Genomic DNA, 20266 nt, shown 5'->3' on the forward strand with positions numbered 1-20266 from the left:
CTTTATGTTATTGATTGTTCAAAAGGCAACTAGAATAAAAATATGTGTTAAAATGTGAAAAAATTTGATTGTTGGATGTATCGAATAATCACTAAAAAGTAGGGGAAGAAAATGATTTTTTTGCAAAAATATGGTTTTTATTTTTTATTATTAGGTGTGATTAGTGATTTATCGACACCGTATATCCTTGGCCTTTTTTATCCCAAACTGAATCAAATGACTACCGTAATTAGTGTGTTTGGTGACGTAGATAGTCCAGTCAGACGTGCTTTCTTGGTCTGGTCAGTTGTATCTGGACTTTTTTTTGTTCTTTCGTTGCCTGCGTTGTATCACCTATTTGTTGGAACATCAAAAACACTTGCAATACTTGCTGTTGCAACAGTTGGTTTATATGGGATAGGTGATTGTATTTTTACTGGGTTATTCAGTATCAATACGAATGAAAGTTCTTGGAATCTATCGACTTGGATCCATAATATAGGTTCTGGGCTAGGCTATGCAGGCTTTCTACTTTTCCCATTGTTACTTGTTCTGCTTTATCGTCAAAGTGGTCATGGTACGCTTAGCCATTTTTATCTTGTTTTAACAGTTATTAGTTTACTAATTGCAGGTCTTTACGGATTAGCACGGATTCCGTCGATTAGTCAGTTTGCCTTCTTTAAGCAATTGGGCTTCTTTCAACGATTAAGTTTTTTCTTTAACTATTTGGGTTCTATGATATTTGGTGTCCTTACTCGCCTTGAGTAACAACACCAAATATCATAGAACCCTTCTTTTTTTGTATAGATAAACTGCTTCTATCACTGATCATCGATGTTGTCTAACTGATGTCGCCGAATGCAAGCATTACCTTTGTCAGATTAAAAAATACTCGTTACACTTAATATAGAACGACGAAAGAAAGGATGATCTCAATGAAAAAAATGTACGAAACAGCAATGATCAATCGTGGAGGCCGTGATGGCGAGGTTGAGGCACCAAACGGAAGTATGCACATGAAGATCGACCGCCCAGGAATCCATAGTGAAGGGACAAATCCGGAACAACTTTTTGCGGCTGGATACGCATCTTGCTTCAACGGCGCGGTTCAACACATGCTGGAAGAAAATAATCTTGAGTCTGATTCTGAAGTCAAAGCACGGGTATCTTTATTTCAATTAGAAGATGGGGGCTACCAAATCGGGGTTGTTTTAGAAGTTTCTTTGCCAGGACTTGAGAAGGACCAAGCAGAGAAAATCGCAGAAGAAGCCCACGCATTTTGCCCATACTCTAAAGCAACAAGAGGCAATATTGATGTGGAAGTGACTATAGTAGAATAAGGGATTCTTATTGTTACTATAAATGAGATTATGAAAGATCCTATAAAGAAACGCTAGTAAAAGAAACATGTAGTTACGGTAATTAATAGCGGTATATGGACGATTGATCGAATAGAACAAGGAGGCAAAAAAATGACACAGCGGGTAGCAATAATGATTTTAGTGTTGCTGGTCATTGGCCTCCTTGTTTACTATGTCCTAAAGTTTAAGCATTGGAAGCAGCAACGGATACATCAGGATATTGAAAAAAAGTTAAAACGGTATCCTATTGTTCAAGCAGCTTGGGAAAAGGCTGAAGCAAAACAATATAACATTCCTGGATTAACAGAAACAAGAATGGTGGTGCCGGAAACCGGCGAAAATGAGGTTTGTCAATGGATGACGCCGCAAGGGTTGGCTTTTTCTCAAGATTTTGTGTTTATTTCTGCCTACTGCTATGACCATCAGCATCATTCTATTATTCATGTACTGGATAGAGAAACAGGACAGCCGATCAAACTGCTGATTTTACCTAAACGGCCACATGTAGGGGGCTTAGTATATGATACAAAACGGGAACTTTTATGGTTGACAATCACAGGATCTGCTACTGGACGAGTAGCCGCTTTACGTTTGATCGATATCTTAGCAGATACATCTGAAGAGACGGGACAGCCAATCGCTTATTGGCTGACAACTGATCTCTCAGAGATTCCACAAGCATCGTATTTGACTCAAAACAATGATCAACTGGTATCTGGCAACTTCACACTAAAAGGTGAAGGACAGTTGACTTTCTATCTATTGCCGACGATAGCTGAAATGAAAACAGCAATTCGCCGCAAAGACAAAATCCAACCAACCGTGACAATGAGCAGAAAAACATCTGATAAGATTCAAGGTGTGGCTTTTTATGGCCATTATCTCTTAGCCAGTCGTTCTTATGGTCCTTATACCTCGGAACTCTTAGTGTCCGAGCGGGACTCTCCTAGCCGGATCCTAAAACGAATCAAATTTCCACCGTATTTGGAACAAATCGTTGTTGTAGAAGATCGTCTAGCAGTATTGTTTGAAAGTGGCGCCGCAGCGTATCGCGAGAAAGCCAATCCTGTGTTAGCCAATGTTTTATTACTAGACTTAGCAACGTTGCTTCATGCAAATAAGCGTCCCAAAAAGATTGCTGCAACTAAAAAATAGTCGGACAACTCAAGATGATCACTGTTGTTCATAAAGAACGACAAGAAAAATCATCTAGCGATGTTCGACTATGGGTTTATTTAGGAAGTATTTCTACTAAGATTCAATATGGCTATACAGATTCGGCGAAAAAACAAGGCAATGTTAAGTTTTTGAGAATCACAGATATACAAGAGGGACGTGTAAATTGGTTCAGTGTGCCTTACTGTGATATTAGTAATTCTAAACTAGTTGATTTAAGATTGGAAGAAAATGACATTTTGATAGCAAGGACAGGAGGAACTATGGGAAAAAGTTTCTTGGTTAAGGAAATAAGTGAGGAATCTGTTTTTGCTTCTTACTTGATTCGAATTAGGTTAGTTGAGAAATTATTATCAGAATACGTAGACTGCTTCTTAGACTCGCCATTATATTGGAAGTTATTAGAAAAAATTTCTTACGGAACTGGGCAACCAAATGTAAATGGTACAAATTTATCTAAACTACTTATACCATTACCACCTTTAGAAGAACAACAACGCATGACTACTAAAATAGAAATGATAAGAAGATCTATTCGTAGAATCAATTTTGAGTAAATATAACGGACCTAGCATCCATTTTATACCAGATGATGCTAGATCTATTATCTATATTTTATGGAATTTAATTGATTTGTTCTAGTGTTTTAATATTATTACGACAGTAAAAAAATAGTTTGATTCTTCTAACATGAATGACCATCTAGAAGTGGAAATGTATAAAAGATTTATTTTATGAAGTTTTCCTAATATCATTCACTCATGATACGCAGCTCCGTATCATAAGTGATGATATTTTTGTAATGTGTTCGGGCATGCTCTCTACTTACTAGTAGGTCAAGTGATTGATCATTAAATAGTAGAAATAGCATGTCCAAGGAGACATTCCACAAAATTATTAACATACATTAAATAAATTGAGCTGTTGCATAATAGACATAAGGATGTGTTCTTTTCTATATTTTGAAAAGCTGTCAGGGCGAAGTTTAAATATCACAAAAATTAATTGGAAAAGATAAACAACTGGAACTTGCTAGCGTTGCAAGTTGAATAAAAAAACAACCAAGATTAGATTGTAGGAACTTGTAGAAGATCATAATTTGAAGTTAACAAAAGAATTCCACGACACCTCTACTCTGTTAAGTACAGGAAACAGAGAGTTAAGGGCAAGAAAAATAGGCGAGGATACCGGGTTGAAAGGCCGATTGGAGAACATAAGTTAATAGTAAATAAAAAGACGAAGAAATCGCGTCAAGTGGATTCTTCGTCTTTTTATTGATGAGATTGTTGTGACAACGTGCTTATTTTATTAGAAGATATCTTTTTCTGATTTTTCTAATGCTAAAGCTAAACACCCAATGATTCCAGCATCATCTCCTAATTTTGGAGGTAATACATAGTTTTCGAATGCTGGGTAGTCTACATAGTGATTCATCAAACCAACCAAAGCTTCTTGGACTCGTTCTCTCAGATGTGCTTGTTTCATTACACCTCCGCCAAAGATGATGACATCAGGTGAAAATAGAAGAGTTGTGTTATAGACACATTGAGCGATGTAATAAGCTTCTAATTCCCAAGAAGGATCAGCGGCAGACAACTCTTGACCTTTCATGCCTGTTCTTTGTTCGATTGCAGGTCCAGAAGCCATTCCTTCCAGGCAATCGCTATGATAAGGACAAACACCTTTAAAGGTATCCACAGGGTGTCGGCGCACAAGCATATGTCCCATTTCAGGGTGGCTGAAACCTTCTACAAAAGTGCCATTTTGCAAGGCACCGCCACCAATACCTGTTCCAATCGTGTAGTAAACAATAGTGGAACGCCCTTTTCCATTCCCCGCGACATATTCTCCGTAAGCAGCTGCATTGACATCGGTGGTAAAGACAATCGGTAGTTCTTTTAAATTTTTATTTAAATAACCGATAAAATCAAAATTCTGCCAAGCTTTTTTTGGCGTAGAGGTGATATATCCGTATGTTGCTGAATTGGGATGAATATCAATCGGTCCAAAAGAACCTATTCCAATCGCTGCCAGTTGTTCTTGGTGTTTTTTGAAGAAATCAATAACGTTATTCATCGTTTCTATCGGCGTGGTTGTAGGGATTTGTATTCTTTCAATTACTTCTAAATCTTTCGTACCTACTGCGCAGACAAATTTTGTTCCGCCAGCTTCAATTGCTCCATATAACATAAAACATTTGCTCCTTTGCAGTTAAGTCGTTTTACCTTGAATCAGCTTTACTGGTAAAACGTAATGTGATTCTAGTGGTTTTTCAGCATCTTGGATTCTTTGCAGTAGCAAGTCTACAAGGATGTCGGCAATATCCGTTATTGGTTGAGCGATAGTAGACAGATGCGGAAAATAATTCTGGATAAATTTTGTTCCGTCATATCCAATGATTTTCAATTGCTCAGGGATGCGGATATCGAGATCTTGACACAGATTGTATGCCAATACAGCTGTAAGATCATCTGTGCAAAAAATACTGTCAATCTCTTCATTTTGCAAAATCCGTTTAATTTCTAAATTTTTTAAAGCAGTGGAACGAGCAGTTGAATGGAATTGAAAAATCTGTGGTTCTAGCTGCTGCTCATCCATAAATTTCAAATAGCCGTTCATTCGGTCATTTGTGGGGGAGTTGGATTCTTGCGAGCCCGTCAAAATAGCGATTTTACGAGCTCCTTTTAGATAGAGATTTTCTGTCGCGAGATAACCGCCTCGGAAATTATCACTGCTGACGATTGGTGTTCCGTCTGCCAGATAGCGGTCAAAAGAGACGATTGGCAACTCAATATTTTCGTACTCCTGTATCCCGAGATTATGAGCGCCGGCGATGATGCCGTCCACTTTATTTGCTGCTAACATGTTGAGATAATTTCGTTCTTTTTCTTTATTATTAGCACTGTCACATAAGATCGAACGATAGCCTAAATCAAATAATTTACTTTCCAACTGTTCGACTAATTCGCCAAAAAACGGATTAGCAACTGTTGGGAAAATCAAGCCGATCAATTGAGTGTTTTTTCCTTGAAGTGAACGGGCTAACGAATTCGGCTGATAATTGAGTTCTTTCATTGCTTGATTCACTTTATCGATTGTTTTTTGACTTAAAGAACCATAATTATTTATCACTCTCGAGACAGTAGTAGGAGAGACTCCTGCTTTTTTTGCCACATCTGTCAATTTAACAGCCATTTTCTTCATCCTTTATTTGTTCATATTCCGCAGATGCCATAATTTCCCTTTAAATTCCCTGTCACTTTTTATATACAAGCCCGTTTGATCATCTGTCGGAAAGACACGGGCAGTCGCTGTTTGCTGTCCATCATTTACAAACACCTCTACAACGGAACAATCAACAAATATTTGTAATTTCAGCGGTTTCTTTTCAATTGAGAATTCACGTACAGTTCCAAAATTTTCAGCGAAAGATTTGCCGGCATGGCTGCGATCCATACTCATTTTACCATGTATCGTATCAAAGGATAGTGTTAAACCGTGTTTTTGTTGTTCATCTGCAAACAATAAAATAGTACCTTTCTGTGAGTAATCGAATTCTAACTGGAGTTCATATTGATTTATTTCCGCGTCAATAGTGGTTTCCAAACCGCTAAAGTGATAAGGTTTTCCTTTTCGCAACTGCGCTGTTTCTTTCACCGGTCGTTGATAGAGCTGCTCTTTTTCAATAGTAAGTTCTTTTACGATGCTCAAGCAGTGTGCCCATCCTTCTTCGTCAGTTGGATAGCTGATTTCAGGCAACCCAATCCAACTGATTGCCAAGGTTCGTCCATTTCCATCACTGAAACAATGCGTCGCGTAAATGTCAAATCCTTCATCTATATTTTTTATGTGAGTAGGGTCGGAAAGCTCATTTTTTTCAAAATCAAATGTTTGACCGATCACGTAAGTATTCGGGTAAATATTACTGTATGAGTGGATCTCGTGAGATAAACCTTGTGGGCAGAAGACCAGTAGTGCTTTGCCGTTCACAAATAATAGATTTGGACACTCGATCATAAAACCCATTTCTTCCTCTGTAAAACCCAAAGTTCCTAAAAACTGCCAATTTTGAAGATCTTTACTGTAATAAGTTAGGATACTTCCTTGTTTTTGTTCAGTTTGTGCTCCGACAATGAGCAAGTAACCGTCATCATAAGCAATCAGCTGAGGATCACGGATTTCTTGTGTATATCCCGGAGGTGGGGAGCTGATCAAAGGAGTCGGTATCTTAGTGATATTACCATTTTTGTCCATCCATGCCCCTAACTGGAAGGAATGACGTCCCCAATTCGAATCACGCACATTTCCGGTATATGCAAGGAACAGTTGATTATCAATCGGCAAAGCTGAACCTGAGTACACACCGTGACTGTCAAATGAATTATCCGGAATCAGTTTGAGGCCATCGTTTTTCCAATCTATCAGATTAACTGAGGAGAGATGGTACCAAGATTTCAGACCATGAACAGACCCCATCGGATATGCTTGATAAAATAGCTGCCATTTCCCGTCGAAATAGGAAAAACCATTCGGATCGTTCAATAAACCAGTAACTGGTTGTATATGGTAGCCTAAGCGCCAATGGGAAGAATTGATTTTTTTCTCTAAGGAATGCAAATGTTCTTCAGACCATTCTTTATATGGACGATAACGATCCGTTCGTGACCAATTTTCTTTAAGTTTCATGACAAACTCCTTGTAAACGTATTCTTGACGTTATAATATATTTTTCCTGATGAAATGTCAAACGAATATCAAAATAAAGTAGCTTATAAATGCTATTTTTTATATATAAAAAATTATTTTATTTAAGATTTGATAATCGATTGACAATTGTTTTAAATCATGGCATATTGTGCTTAAGAAAAATTTATAGTTACTGCTTCAATAATTTTGGATTAGGAGGAAATGAAATGGATTACAAAAAAGTAGCTGAAGAAATCAGCAAAGCGCTTGGAGAAGACAATGTACAAGCAGCTGCTCATTGTGCAACACGTTTACGGCTTGTCTTAAAAGATTCAGACAAAGTAGACCAGAAGGCTCTGGATGATAATGAAAGTGTGAAAGGAACTTTTGAAGCAAATGATCAATTTCAGATCATTATCGGAGCAGGTGATGTGAATAACGTATATGATGAATTCGTTAAGATCACCGGCGTAAAGGAAGCTTCAACTGACGTTTTGAAAGCGGTAGCATCGAATAAGAAGAATAATCCTGTCATGTCCTTTATCAAGGTATTGTCAGATATCTTCGTTCCGATTGTCCCTGCATTGGTTGCGGGTGGACTGTTGATGGCTCTGAATAATGTTTTGACGGCACAGGATTTGTTTGGTCCTCAGTCAGTGGTTGAGTTGTATCCATCAGTGAAAGATTTTGCTGGCATCATTAATTTACTTGCTTCAGCGCCGTTTGCTTTTTTGCCGATTTTGGTAGGTTTTTCAGCAACTCGACGTTTTGGAGGCAATCCGTATCTTGGAGCAGCAATGGGGATGGCGATGGTCATGCCGGATTTAGTGAATGGATACAGTGTGACGAATGCTATTGCAGAAGGATCGATGCCTTATTGGAATATTTTTGGAATGAATGTGGCACAAGCCGGTTATCAAGGATCTGTTCTTCCAGTCCTTGCAGTTTCTTGGATTTTAGCTACTTTAGAAAAATTCTTCCATAAACGGTTGGCTAATGCTTTCGACTACACATTTACTCCAATGCTAGCTATTATTATTACTGGTTTTTTAACTTTTACAGTAGTAGGGCCGGTGATGCGTACTGTCGGAGACGGCTTAGCTGATGGATTAAGCTGGTTATACAGTACTACTGGAGCTTTCGGCTTAGGTGTCTTTGGTCTCTTCTATTCGCCGATAGTCATTACCGGATTACATCAAAGCTTTCCAGCAATCGAGACTACTTTACTAGCAGATGTTGCCAGAACGGGCGGCTCTTTTATCTTTCCAGTTGCCTCAATGGCAAATGTAGCGCAAGGAGCGGCTGCTTTGGCGATTATGCTGCTGACAAAAAATAAAAAGCAAAAGAGTCTAGCTACCACTGCAGGTGTTTCCGCTATGTTGGGGATTACTGAGCCAGCGATATTCGGTGTGAATTTGAAACTGAAATTTCCGTTTATTTGTGGAATGATTGCTGCAGGAATTGCTTCATTCTTTATCGGCTTGTTCCACGTATTAGCAGTTGCGATGGGACCGGCAAGCATCATTGGTTTTATTTCCATTGCACCTCGTTCGATTCCTTCATTCATGATCGGAATTGTTATCAGTATAATGATCGGTTTTTTAAGCACTTACTTCTATGGAAAAAAACATATGGAACTTCTAGCAGATGGTGAATCAAAAGGAACAGAAGCAGCTGAGTCAATCAGTTCAGCTCCTAAAACGACTAGGAAACCGCAAGATGAAGTTTTAGCTGCATCAGTCAGCGGGAAGATTCTCCCTTTAACGAAGGTAAAAGATCCAGTTTTTTCCACTGAAATGATGGGAAGAGGTATAGCAGTCAAACCAGATGACGGGGTAGTCCATGCTCCAGCAGATGGTATATTGACAGTTGTCCACGAATCTAAACATGCATATGGCTTGAAAACAGAGAAAGGAGCGGAAGTACTGATCCATATCGGTATTGATACAGTGAATCTAAAAGGGGCCGGATTCACGACACAGCGACAATATGGTGAATTAGTGAAAAAAGGGGATATTCTCGGTACATTTGATCGTAAATTGCTTAAAGAAGAAGGGTACGACGATACAATTATGGAAATTGTCACTAATTCCTCTGCATATGCTAATGTAAAAATTCTTGAAAAAAACACGGTCAAAAGTGGTGAAGATATTCTGATAGTGAGTGAAACAGATGAAAAATAAATGGTGGAAAAATGCAGTAATCTATCAAATCTATCCTCGAAGTTTTCAAGATACAAATGGAGATGGCATTGGAGATATTCCTGGTATTCTTTCAAGGTTAGATTATCTATAAAAACTGGGAATCAATGCGATATGGTTAAGCCCGGTTTATGAATCACCTAATGATGATAATGGCTATGATATCAGTGACTACAGAAAAATAGGCGCAGAATATGGAACGATGGCAGATATGGATTTACTGATAAAAGAAGCACGACAAAGGGGAATAAGAGTCATCATGGATCTTGTTATCAATCATACGTCAGACAGACATCCATGGTTTCAATCGGCAAAAAAAGTGTTACCAGTCCCTATCACGACTATTATGTTTGGCGTAAAGAACCGAATGGATTAGAGTCGAACTTCGGCGGTTCAGCATGGACCTATGTGCCCGAAGTGAATCAATATTATCTGCACTTGCATTCGAAAAAGCAGCCGGAACAATCTATTACTAAAAATGGTCCTCTTTTACATGATTTATTGCAAGAAATGTACCAAAAAACATTTGGTCATTATGATGTAGTGACAGTGGGAGAGACTTGGGGGGCAACGCCCAAGATTGCGCAGCTGTATTCAAAAGAAGAACGCAAAGAATTATCAATGGTCTTTCAATTCGAGCATATTAATCTAGACAAACAGAATGGCAAACGAAAATGGGATCTAAAGGATTTAGATCCACAGGAATTACATCGGACTTTTTCTAAATGGCAGATTGAATTAGATGGTTGTGATTGGAATTCTTTATTTTGGAATAATCATGATCTTCCACGAATCATTTCTCGCTGGGGGACGATCAAGAATATCGAACAATCAGTGGAAAAATGCTAGCGATATACCTCCATTTTATGCAAGGTACACCTTATATCTATCAAGGAGAAGAGATCGGCATGATCAATTATCCAGTAAAGAATATTGATGAGGTAGATGATATTGAAAGCCAAAGAATGTATGCAGAACGTATAAAAAAAAGGCTATTCGAAGGAAGAGTTGATCCAATCAATCAACTCGAAGGGGCGAGATAATGCTCGCCATCCGATGCAATGGAACAATCACAAAAATGGTGGATTTACAGAAGGAACTCCTTGGTTGCCAGTGGGGAATACAGAAGAGATCAATGTAGAAGCAGCATTAGCTGCTCAAAATTCCTTGTTTTATACGTATCAAAAACTGATCGAATTGCGCAAAGAATTACCTGTGATTGTCTATGGAAAATATCAAGTCATTAAGACAGAGAAACCGAATGTTTTAGCATATCTACGCAGTTTAAAAAAACAAAAAATACTAGTTGTAGTTAATTTTTCTAATCAAAAGACTACTTTTCCAATCGGTAAGTATCGTGTCAAACAAGTCTTGATTCAAAATTACAAAAAGAAAATTACTAACAATTTACTCCCATATGAAGCTTTTAGCGCGCCGATCTATTAAGTGTTTTTTTCTATAGATGAATCTTTGTTATGAGGTAGATAGTTCAATGAAACAGTTATTCGATTTGTTTATAGAAAACAATTTAGTCAGCAAAAAGGGGGACAAACTTTTAATTGTCTCCCTTTAATTGTTAGGATGGAATATTATCACTCTTAAACAATAAGTTAAAAAAATACTCATTTACATAAAAAAAGATTATTTAGATGCGATAATATCATAGATAAAGAAACATTCATCATAAGAAACAGTGATCCCAAATTCTGTTTCAATATTTTTGAAGGCCTTTTTTACATGAAAAATTGTTTCATGAGAAGGTCTTGTGTCATCTTCTGATATAATTTTAAGTTCATGACCGTTTATCAATGTACGCTCAATTAAACACGCTGTATGAATCAAAAGTTTTAAAAGAATGGAATGAGTGAATTTTTTGTGGAAAGTACATTCCAATTCTTGGATGAAATCCATTAAGCTTTTTTGGATCTTATTCCCAGCTAATAAGTAGAGATATTTGTCCACTGCTTCAATTCCCATATCAAAAACGATATTTCTTGTGAATGAGTGGCTGCTGCCCTTTTTTGATTGTTGTTCTTCAGTCGTAAGATGACAAAGCATCTTATCTTTGAATAAAAAAATAGAACTACCTAAGGAAGCGTCTCGGCGCTTCCTTTTTCTATATGATCGTTTAATGACTGTAGGAATTCAGTATACCAAAAGAAAACCACCTTTTTGACTAAACTTGATAGTGGTCAATTTTTTATGATGGATAAGTATCTATACTTAGTCTCGTAAGAACGAAAAGGAAAAGAGGGAGAAAGATGAAATTTCAAAAGTGGATCCAAGAGCATCGAAATCATATCACCGCCTTATCAGCTGTGTTGATTATTTTTGGTTTTATCGGAAAATTTACTGGATTTGTCTTGTTCTATAACATTGCTCTAGCCATAGCTTCTATTATTGCGGTCATACCTATTATGATCTATGCGTATCAGGCAGTAAAAGTCAAAGTTATCTCAATTGATTTACTCGTTACTATTGCTGTGCTTGGTGCCTTTATGATCGGAGAATACAAGGAGTCAGCTATCGTTACATTCTTGTTTTTGTTTGGTAGTTATCTGGAACAAAAAACATTGACCAAAACGCGGGAATCAATCAAGGATTTGACCGAGATGGCCCCATCGACTGCCAGCGTTGTCCAAGAAGATGGAACGACTGAAGAAGTGGAAATCGATGACGTGGAAGAAGGCGATATCGTCTTAGTAAAAACTGGTGGAGCTATTCCTGTGGACGGCCGAGTCATTGACGGGAAAGGGTATGCGGATGAAGCCGCAGTGACGGGTGAATCACGACAAGTCGTCAAAATCAGTGGAGATGACGTATTTTCTGGAACGATTTTAGCAGATGGCTACGTGACGATTAAAGCAACTAAGGTCGGAGATGATACGACCTTTGCCAAAATTATCGAATTAGTAGAAGAAGCACAAGATACCAAATCACATGCGGAAAAATTCATTGATCGATTTTCTCAGTATTATACTCCAACCGTTTTACTTATTGCATTGCTTGTTGGTCTGATCAGTCGTGATTTTCGTTTAGCCATCACTGTTTTGGTTCTTGGTTGTCCTGGCGCTTTAGTCATTGGTGCGCCTGTTTCGAATGTAGCAGGAATCGGTAATGGAGCGAAACGGGGCATCTTAGTCAAAGGCGGTGAAGCAATGGATACTTTTTCCAAAATCGATACTTTTGTCTTTGATAAAACCGGTACATTGACCAAAGGAACTACTGCTGTATCCACTATCAAGAACTATACAGAGGATGAAGGGGACAGCTTAGCTTTAGTGGCTCGATTAGAAACGTTATCCGATCATCCTCTGGGGCGCGCCGTGATCCATTATGCTCAGGAGAAAGTCCTTGATTTTCAACAATTAGCAGTCAAAGATAATCAGACGATCAAGGGACAAGGAATCACAGCTGAGATTGATGGTCATGCAGTTTGTGCGGGCAACACCAAATTGATTGCCGCTCACAAACTTTCTCTTACACCAAAGCAAGTACAAGATTTACATCAATTACAACAAACAGGCAGCTCAGTCATTATTGTAGCAATCGACAAAAAAATCACTCAAATCATTGGTGTGTCAGATGTGATTCGACCAGAAGTCGCTGAACAATTAGCTAAGTTGAAACAAGCAGGAGCAAAACATTTAGTGATGCTGACAGGTGATAATCAGATGACTGCTGATTATGTTGCTGATATGTTAGGCATTGATGAAGTCCATGCTGAATTATTACCAGACGAAAAGGTTCAATTTGTGAAAAAATACCAAGAAGAAGGATTGCGCGTTGCTTTCATTGGAGATGGAATCAATGATTCTCCATCTTTGGCTGCGGCTGATATCGGGATTGCTATGGGATCAGGAACGGATGTCGCTATCGAAACGAGTGACGTTGTCTTGATGCAATCTAGTTTTGGATCGTTGGTTCATGCCTACCGTTTGGCTAAGAAAACTGTTTTGAATACCCGTGAAAATGTAGTGATTGCCATTGGTGTCGTCTCATTTTTACTCATCGGCTTATTTGCCGGATTTATTTACATGGCTAGTGGGATGTTCGTTCACGAAGCTAGTATCTTGATCGTTATCTTTAACGCAATGCGTTTATTGTATTTTGGACACGAAAGCAAAGAAAAAAATCGTAAAACTTGATAAGAATCAATTTTTTTATGGAAGCTGTAATCTAGAATAAGACTATCAAGAAAAAGGAAGGAAGAACTACGATGAAAAAAATGATTATGCAATTAGATACACTAACTTGTCCAAGCTGTATGCAAAAAATCGAACATGCGGTTTCTCAACAGCCTGGGGTAAGCAATACGAAAGTTTTGTTTAATGCGAGCAAAATCAAAGCAAACTTTGATCCAGATGAAGTCCACCCTGAACAATTAGCTGCAGTTGTGGAAAAATTAGGTTATGAAGTCCAATCAACAAAAGTAAAAGAGGCGTAAATCAATGAATATAGTGGAAGAAAAATTTGCTCAAGAAACAAAACAAGCAGATATCGACCATCATAAACCAACTGCTGGCGCCATGGTGGGACATGTATTAGCAAATTTTAAATTAGAAGAAATGAAATTGATCCAAGCACAATTGTATGTTTTGGGTACATCTTCGCAAGAATTAAGTACCCTTTTTTCGGAATATGCTGATCAAGAAGCGAGATGGTTCAATAAAATCTCTCATGAGTTAGTGATTGAGAATGAAATCGTTCCGTCTACTTTAGAAGAAGTCATGCGTTATGGAAAAATTTACGAACATGGTCAAAACAAATATTTACCAGCCTCAACAATGTTAGAAAACTTTGCAAAAGATTTCGATTTCCAAAATGTCTTTATCACACGGGCAATCAAGTTAGCTGAAAAAGAAGAAAAGTATGGCTTGCAACAATTGCTTGTTGAACTTTTAAGTTTCAATAAAGAAATCATCTACCAAGTACAAAGACTCCAAGGAAAAACTCTCCGACAAGATTTGGATGAAGAAGACGATGATGACTAAAAGTCTATGTTTCTTCAAATACAAATATAAAGTGTGAGAAAAACAGGAAAAAAACACAACGTTTTGTCTTAAAAATAAAATAAAAAGAAGCACCCGCTGATGTTGTCTATAAGACATCAGCGGGTGCTTCTTAGTTTTTAAATGGTTTAAAAGATGGATGAGAAAATACAAAAAATCAATAAAATCACATTGCTTATTTGATAGAATAAAGAAGTGGGGGAGTAATCGAAAGGAGTTTTTTTAATTGAAAAAGAGGATTTTATTAACAATGGGCCTAGCTTTTTTGTTAGCTGGTTGTACCAACGGGAATGAACCAAGAAAAGAATCAACAAAAGAAACAATTGCAACTATTACAACAACTAGCACAGAGAGCAAGTCAACTGCAACAAGTACAGAAACAGCAGATACCTCTACTTCGTCAGAGTCTTCCAAAACGACTGAAACGACTCAAACATCTACTTCAAGTTCTTCTTTAGAGGCTTCATCTTCCTCTTCAGAAAGCAGCGAACAAGTTGAACAAACACTGTGGAATGCAGACAAAGCCGCACAATTAGAGGCATTTATGACCACATGGGGCCAAACAATGGGGCAACAATATAAAAGTTATACGAATCAAATGAGTGTGGACTTATATGGTCTTAAAGTCCCTCAAGCTATTTTGAATGGGGAGTGGAAGATGGCTATTGGTGGAGTGCCTGCTTCTGCAGAATGGTCAGAAAGTGGGACAGGTCAAGCAGATTATCAAATTACAGCCGTCTATTCCGATGCAGAGACAGAACCATATCTGAAAAAGCACGTCTATCTATTCGGGTTTCAGCAAAATCAGCCAAAAGTATTGGTGACACAACAAAATCAGGGGAATCCCGATAATTATCTTTACTTCAACGAGACAGCGAATAATGAATTGAAAAATGGCTTTAATCAAATCGTTTATGGGTAAGTAAATTAGTGAGAGAAAGAAGAGACTCAGTGGAAAATATTAATTGATTGCTATGTCTAAGAATTAAGATGAAGGATGAAACTTCCAGTTTCATCCTTCATCTTAATTACGTTTTACTTGGATAACTTTAATAATAACGATAAATAGTTTTCTCTCGACTTCTTTAGAGATTGAATAAACCCTCCAATACTAAAACTGAATGTTGCAAGAGCATGAATTGCCAATTGTATTGTTAGAATTTTTAGAAAATTGCACCTTTAGTTTCTTTAGATAAAATGATACAATGATTGTTAAAATTGTGAAAGGGTGGTCATTTGTTAGAGAAGTTTTTGGATATGTCGTTAGTTCAACGTATTGTTGTTGGTATTTTAGTCGGAATATTGTTGGGTATCTTTTTCCCCACATGGACATTTATTTCAATATTGGGGACGTTGTTTGTCAGTTGCTTGAAAGCAATTGCGCCTCTTTTAGTTTTTTTCTTGACGATGGCTTCAATTGCCAAACATAAAATAGGAAATAAGACATTTGTGAAGCCTATTTTAGTCTTATATTTAGTAGGAACATTGCTTTCGGCACTTGTAGCAGTGATTATAAGTTCAATTTTTACTGTTCCTATTACTTTACAAGAAACAGTATCTGAACAAGCACCGCAAAATTTGGAAAGTGTTTTATCTACGATGTTGACAAATGTCACACAAAATCCTGTTCAATCGCTTATTGATGCGAATTATCTTGGTGTCTTATTCTGGGCTGTGTTGTTAGGTCTAGCTTTTCGATCACGTTCAGAATCGACAAAAGAATTGGTGGATCAAATATCTGTAGCATTATCACAAGTCGTACAAGTGATTATTGCATTCGCTCCGATAGGGATTTTAGGATTGGTTTATCAATCGATTGCCACGACTGGAATCGCTGGATTGGCAGAGTATCTGCAGCTTTTACTTGTGTTGATTGGCACGATGCTGTTTGTCGCATTAGTTGTGTACCCGTTCCTCACGTTTTTGTTTATTAAAGAAAACCCCTATCCATTGATTCTCTTTTGTTTGAAAGAAAGCGCGCTTCCAGCTTTCTTTACCCGAAGTTCTGCCGCAAATATTCCGATAAACATGATGCTGGCTGAAAAATTGAAATTGACGAAAGAGTCTTATTCCATATCGATCCCATTAGGTGCTACGATCAATATGGGCGGTGCTGCGATTACCATTTCCGTGATGTCATTGACGGCTGTACATTCCTTAGGGATTGAAGCACCGTTTGTTTTGAAAGTCCTTTTATGTATTTTGTCTGCTTTAGCTGCTTGTGGGGCTTCAGGTGTTGCGGGCGGTTCACTGTTATTGATTCCACTAGCATGTAGTTTGTTTGGTATCTCTAATGATGTTGCGATGCAAATCGTCGGTATCGGATTTATTATCGGTGTTATCCAAGATTCAATGGAAACTGCCTTAAATTCGTCAAGTGATCTGTTGTTTACTGCAATAGGAGAATTAGGCGCGCGTAAAAGAAGTGGAGAAAAAATCAAATTGAAAGATCGATTAGACGGATTAAATGAACATTGAACATTAGATATTTAGGGATGAACCTTAAGACGATTCAAATTTTTAATGAGTTATATAGATGTTCCTGTAGAATAGAGGTTCCTGTTAAATCGAGATAAAGTCGTTTATAATAACAATTAAAAGCATAGGTAATTGTTATTGGAGGCGCATCATGGATTTTTTACGTAAACTTGGTTTTTTCTTTTTACTATTAGGCGTGTTGAGTGATTTTTTGACTCCGTACGTATTAGGATTGTATTATCCTGAATTAGATCAAATGAAGAGTGTGATCAGTGTATTTGGAGAGGTTTTCAGTCCTGTAAGAAAGGCGTTTCTTATTTGGTCAGTGGTTTCAGGGATTTTTTTCATCCTGTCATTGCCTGCGTTGTATGCTGCATTTGCAAGTATATCTCGTGTGTTAGCTACCTTAGTTACAGCATCTATCGGTTTCTATGGTATAGGTGATTGTATTTTTACAGGTTTGTTCAGTATCAATACTCATGAATCTTCGTGGAATGTCTCGACATGGGTTCATAATATCGGATCAGGTTTAGGTTATAGTGGTTTTTTATTGTTTCCAGTTCTTCTTTTCTTGATCTATCGAAAAAATGAGCAACTGGACGTAAGCCACTTATACCTTGGACTGTCTGTGATCAGTTTGCTTTTTGCGGCGATTTATGGTCTGGCAAGAATCCCTTCTATAAATTCTTGGCCATTACTGAATAAAATAGGATTTTGCCAAAGAATCAGTTTTTTCTTTAATTATGTGCCCATTGCCTGGTTGAGTATCTTGCATCTCAAACAGTAAAACTTGAGTCGTCAAATTGAACAGTCAGCGGACATTTCGTCCGTTGGCTGTTTTTTTGTTTTTCTGAAATATAGTTCCATAATTTTCTTGTATAACTTCTGTTTTAGCGTATATTAACTGAGAAAGAGCAGTGTATGATTTCTCAGGTTATTTTAATCTTTTATTTGGTCTAGTTCTCCTTATAAGAAAAAATTATAGTGAATATAGAAGGTGATGGAAATGAGTGTAATACAATATCAAGAAAGCAAACTTCGAAGAGTAGCGATCCTGAACAGACTGTCCAATTTCGAGCATGTAAGCTACCAGCAACTTTCTGAAGAATATTATGTTTCCAGAAGCAGTATCGCAAATGATATTTCTTACATCAAATATGTATTTGCGAAAGAAGGGTTGAATCTCAGTTTTGATCGTTTCGGGACATATTTTGAAGGAAATGAAATACAGGTTCAGAAGGTACTGAAGCGTATGATCCTGAATCATTTTGATGAATTGGAGATCGTAAGAGAAATAGTGGATCGAAAGCTTCTAGAAACAGTCGAACGATCTTTTCGCGAGAGCATTGCAGACAAGCAAATTGAGATACCAGAAAGCTACTTTTCAAGTATCATCGTTTCGATCTTATTGATGATTCAGCGTTCAAGAGAAGGGAAGAAAATCAGCTTAAAAGGTAAAAATCAATATGGAAAGTATTTTTTAGAATTCAATAAATATCCCCTCGTTTGTGAATTGCTGCATCAGTTAGAGGAACAGCGTATTTACCAATTTTCGCAAGAAGAAGTACAGTATTTGACTTATGTTATTGTGGGAAGTGGTTTACGCTTTTTCATGAAAAATGAAACGATCCCTTTGGTATTTCGAGAAAAAATCCGGCAATTGATCCAAAAAGTGAGTAGAGGCATTCAGATAGATCTTACCCAAGATAGTCGTTTAGAAGAAGATCTGCTTGTACATCTGTATCAGCTGCTTTTACGTATTGAGGCTCAAACGACCATCGTAAATCCTTTGATAGATGAGATAAAACAAAATTATCCTTCTTTGTATGGTGTTGTCTGGTTTGCGTTAAATGATTTTCGCTGGCCTTATCAAGTAAGCTTGTCCGAAGATGAAGTAGGTTTTGTAGCTATCCATTTCCAAGCAGCAATCGAGCGTGTCAAACGATTAAATAGACTCTTATTCGTATGTCCCAATGGCATGGGAACCAGTTCATTTGTTTCTGCAAAAATCAGAAGAATCTTACCTGATATCGATAGTATCGAAACAGCATCTGTCGATAAATTGAACAGACTAGATTTGTTTGACGTAGATTTGATTATCTCCACTGTCGATATACCTAAGCAAATTAGACCAGTAGTAAGAATTTCTCCAATGGTTACTGCTAGAGATATGAAACGTATCATGAATCATTATATCGATCTGGTCATAGATAACGAACAAATAAACATCGAAGGCTCGATATCTGAAAAAGTGAAACATCTTATTTCCTCTAATGTCTATTTTGATCACTTGGATTCAAAAGAAGCTGCTATCCGTTTTTTGGTTGATCAGCAACAGTTTGAGAATGAAGATTTGAAACAACGATTTCTCCACTCTATTTTTGAGCGTGAGGAAATCCAATCAACATACTTGGAGAATGGTTTTGCTATTCCTCATGGCAATCCTAATGTCGTTAAACAAACTTCGGTTGCTGTATTGATAGCAGACAAGCCATTTTCATGGGGATATCAAAAGGCAGATATCGTTGTTCTGCTAATGATCCGAGAAGAAGATGTGAAAGAAGTCGAACCTGTGATGAAAATGGTCATGCAAGGAATAGAGGATAAAAATTGGTTTATTTCAAAAATGTTGGAGGTCAGAGAATGAGTACTATCAATAAATTGCTGCCGAAAAATCAAATCCAAGTAATAGAAACGGCTGAAAATTGGATGAAAGCAGTCGAAATCGCTAGCAATCCATTATTAAAAAACAAAATGATAACGCATACGTATTTAGAAAACATGATCAGAAGTGTAGAGGAAAATGGACCATATATGGTGTTGGCTGATTATTTTGCGCTGATGCACGCAAAACCAGGTCTTGGAGTAAACGAGCAAAGTATGAGTCTTTTAGTCGTAAAAGATGCCGTAGATATGAAAGGGAAACCAGTCCATATTTTTTTGGTTTTAGCTGCCAAAAACCACGAAAGCCATCTGGAGAGATTGAAAGATATCATGGAAATATTTATGGACAATGAAAAATATCAAACGATTTTATCAGGAAATAAAGAAACGATCATTCAGTTATTTGTATAAGGAGGAAGAAAAATGAAAATTTTAGCAGTATGTGGATTTGGTGTGGGGAGTTCTATGGTTTTGAAAATGTCTCTTGATAAAGTAATTAAGGAGCTTGGTTTAAAGGCGACAGTGGAAAATACAGATTTATCCACTGCCAAAGCAACGATGGCAGATGTTTATTTTACAAGTCATGAATTACTTCCAGAACTAAAAGCTTCTGTAAAAGCGCCTGTTTATCCTATTAAAAAGTATATGGATACTTCAGAAATAAAGGCGCAATTGGAACAATATCTAGCTGATAAGGGGGAATAAAAGA

Annotated in this window: 18 protein-coding genes and 1 pseudogene; 15 read left to right on the forward strand and 4 right to left on the reverse strand. The window is 37.4% G+C overall.

Annotation, left to right across the window (positions count from 1 at the left end):
• The first annotated feature begins 111 nt into the window (after positions 1-111).
• The 4 genes from OZZ83_RS06400 to OZZ83_RS06415 all read left to right on the forward strand — a co-directional run bounded on the left by OZZ83_RS06400 (position 112) and on the right by OZZ83_RS06415 (position 3073).
• Positions 112-747 (forward strand): DUF998 domain-containing protein, encoded by a 636-nt coding sequence (locus OZZ83_RS06400; RefSeq protein WP_002309696.1) that lies wholly within the window; start codon positions 112-114, stop codon positions 745-747.
• A 167-nt stretch (positions 748-914) separates the two neighbouring features.
• The gene (locus tag OZZ83_RS06405) at positions 915-1319 is read left to right on the forward strand and encodes an organic hydroperoxide resistance protein (RefSeq protein WP_002292291.1); all 405 of its coding nucleotides are present in this window, start codon (positions 915-917) and stop codon (positions 1317-1319) included.
• 132 nt (positions 1320-1451) lie between these two features.
• A complete protein-coding gene (locus tag OZZ83_RS06410) occupies positions 1452-2495 on the forward strand; it encodes a hypothetical protein (protein WP_002292292.1) in 1044 nt (347 codons plus the stop codon).
• 14 nt (positions 2496-2509) lie between these two features.
• Entirely contained in the window at positions 2510-3073 is a 564-nt protein-coding gene (locus OZZ83_RS06415) for a restriction endonuclease subunit S (RefSeq protein WP_002310867.1), read from the forward strand.
• 751 nt (positions 3074-3824) lie between these two features.
• Here OZZ83_RS06415 and OZZ83_RS06420 read toward each other — a convergent pair.
• From OZZ83_RS06420 to OZZ83_RS06430, 3 genes are read right to left on the reverse strand one after another with little or no spacing between them, the layout of a single operon-like run.
• A complete protein-coding gene (locus tag OZZ83_RS06420; RefSeq protein ID WP_002310603.1) occupies positions 3825-4706 on the reverse strand; it encodes an ROK family protein in 882 nt (293 codons plus the stop codon).
• Positions 4707-4727: 21 nt separating this feature from the next.
• Complete coding sequence (locus OZZ83_RS06425) at positions 4728-5711, reverse strand: LacI family DNA-binding transcriptional regulator (protein ID WP_278023653.1); 984 nt, start codon at positions 5709-5711, stop codon at positions 4728-4730.
• 12 nt (positions 5712-5723) lie between these two features.
• Positions 5724-7202: a sucrose-6-phosphate hydrolase gene (locus OZZ83_RS06430; RefSeq protein WP_002310606.1), complete on the reverse strand. Its 1479-nt coding sequence runs from the start codon at positions 7200-7202 to the stop codon at positions 5724-5726.
• Between the two features lie 227 nt (positions 7203-7429).
• Between OZZ83_RS06430 and OZZ83_RS06435 the strand changes: the two genes are divergently transcribed.
• Positions 7430-9385 (forward strand): sucrose-specific PTS transporter subunit IIBC, encoded by a 1956-nt coding sequence (locus OZZ83_RS06435; RefSeq protein ID WP_002335153.1) that lies wholly within the window; start codon positions 7430-7432, stop codon positions 9383-9385.
• Positions 9375-10849 (forward strand): annotated as a pseudogene (locus OZZ83_RS06440) (glycoside hydrolase family 13 protein). Before OZZ83_RS06435 ends, OZZ83_RS06440 begins: the two are co-directional and overlap by 11 nt.
• Before the next feature lie 195 nt (positions 10850-11044).
• Here OZZ83_RS06440 and OZZ83_RS06445 read toward each other — a convergent pair.
• Complete coding sequence (locus tag OZZ83_RS06445; protein ID WP_002310610.1) at positions 11045-11461, reverse strand: PRD domain-containing protein; 417 nt, start codon at positions 11459-11461, stop codon at positions 11045-11047.
• 203 nt (positions 11462-11664) lie between these two features.
• On the opposite strand from OZZ83_RS06445, the gene OZZ83_RS06450 reads away from it, so the two are divergent.
• The 9 genes from OZZ83_RS06450 to OZZ83_RS06490 all read left to right on the forward strand — a co-directional run bounded on the left by OZZ83_RS06450 (position 11665) and on the right by OZZ83_RS06490 (position 20262).
• Entirely contained in the window at positions 11665-13551 is a 1887-nt protein-coding gene (locus OZZ83_RS06450; protein ID WP_002310612.1) for a heavy metal translocating P-type ATPase, read from the forward strand.
• 71 nt (positions 13552-13622) lie between these two features.
• Positions 13623-13850 carry a heavy-metal-associated domain-containing protein gene (locus OZZ83_RS06455; RefSeq protein ID WP_002310613.1) on the forward strand — a complete coding sequence of 76 codons (228 nt, stop codon included), beginning with the start codon at positions 13623-13625 and terminating at the stop codon, positions 13848-13850.
• Between the two features lie 4 nt (positions 13851-13854).
• Positions 13855-14397, forward strand: a complete 543-nt coding sequence (locus tag OZZ83_RS06460; protein ID WP_002310614.1) for a ferritin-like domain-containing protein — start codon at positions 13855-13857, stop codon at positions 14395-14397.
• Positions 14398-14641: 244 nt separating this feature from the next.
• Entirely contained in the window at positions 14642-15337 is a 696-nt protein-coding gene (locus OZZ83_RS06465; RefSeq protein ID WP_002344641.1) for a DUF4767 domain-containing protein, read from the forward strand.
• A gap of 335 nt (positions 15338-15672) precedes the next feature.
• Positions 15673-16893, forward strand: coding sequence for a serine/threonine transporter SstT (sstT, locus tag OZZ83_RS06470; RefSeq protein WP_002312678.1), 1221 nt, complete (start codon positions 15673-15675; stop codon positions 16891-16893).
• A 151-nt stretch (positions 16894-17044) separates the two neighbouring features.
• Positions 17045-17680: a DUF998 domain-containing protein gene (locus OZZ83_RS06475; protein ID WP_002330725.1), complete on the forward strand. Its 636-nt coding sequence runs from the start codon at positions 17045-17047 to the stop codon at positions 17678-17680.
• 219 nt (positions 17681-17899) lie between these two features.
• Positions 17900-19540 carry a BglG family transcription antiterminator gene (locus OZZ83_RS06480; protein ID WP_002330726.1) on the forward strand — a complete coding sequence of 547 codons (1641 nt, stop codon included), beginning with the start codon at positions 17900-17902 and terminating at the stop codon, positions 19538-19540.
• The gene (locus OZZ83_RS06485) at positions 19537-19968 is read left to right on the forward strand and encodes a PTS sugar transporter subunit IIA (protein ID WP_325066026.1); all 432 of its coding nucleotides are present in this window, start codon (positions 19537-19539) and stop codon (positions 19966-19968) included. Before OZZ83_RS06480 ends, OZZ83_RS06485 begins: the two co-directional genes overlap by 4 nt.
• Positions 19969-19980: 12 nt before the next feature.
• Positions 19981-20262 (forward strand): PTS sugar transporter subunit IIB, encoded by a 282-nt coding sequence (locus OZZ83_RS06490; RefSeq protein WP_002292323.1) that lies wholly within the window; start codon positions 19981-19983, stop codon positions 20260-20262.
• Positions 20263-20266 lie beyond the last annotated feature (4 nt).

It is taken from the genome of Enterococcus sp. E5-162, assembly GCF_035725965.1.
In the GTDB taxonomy this organism is placed as follows: Bacteria; Bacillota; Bacilli; order Lactobacillales; family Enterococcaceae; genus Enterococcus_B; species Enterococcus_B lactis.